Source organism: Bacillus sp. LR--39, from assembly GCF_053613335.1.
The window spans coordinates 1-538 of the sequence record NZ_JBSIOT010001489.1; the positions used below are offsets into that span (position 1 = coordinate 1).

A 538-nucleotide genomic window follows, 5' to 3' on the forward strand; every position below is an offset into this window, starting at 1 on the left:
ACTATATTACGGGGCATTTCGCTTATGGAAATCCTCAGTGGAGAACGTTTGAAGTCTGTGAAGATGTGCTTGTGATGTTTCAGGGACCGCACGCTTATATTTCTTCTTCCTGGTATTCGCGCGAAAATGTTCCGACGTGGAATTATCAGGCTGTCCACATGTATGGAAAAGCAAGTATGTTAGAGAAAAATGAATTAGAAGAAGAATTAACAATCATGCTGGAGAAATACGAAAAACATCGTGACAATCCTGTTTTATGGGATAAGCTTTCTCCAAAACTCTTAGAACGTGAATTGAAAGGTATCGTTGGATTTAAGATTAAGGTGGAAGACATTCAAGCGGCATATAAATTAAGCCAGAACCGAAATGAAACGGATTATATGAACATCATTGAACAGTTGCAAAATGAAGAAAATCCAAATGCAAAACAAATGGCAGAACTGATGGAAAATAAATTCAAAAAGCAATTATAAGCTTACTTTGCTGAAGAAGTAGCAGAAAACGCCAACTCAAGCGGAGAACCGCTGACTTGGCGTTT

At 38.1% G+C, this 538-nt stretch carries 1 protein-coding gene; it reads left to right on the forward strand.

What is annotated here, in order from left to right; genetic code table 11:
• The coding region (locus ACWHAR_RS31325) for an FMN-binding negative transcriptional regulator (protein WP_452088961.1) at positions 1–473 on the forward strand (473 nt) is incomplete at its 5' end.
• Between the last annotated feature and the right edge of the window lie 65 nt (positions 474–538).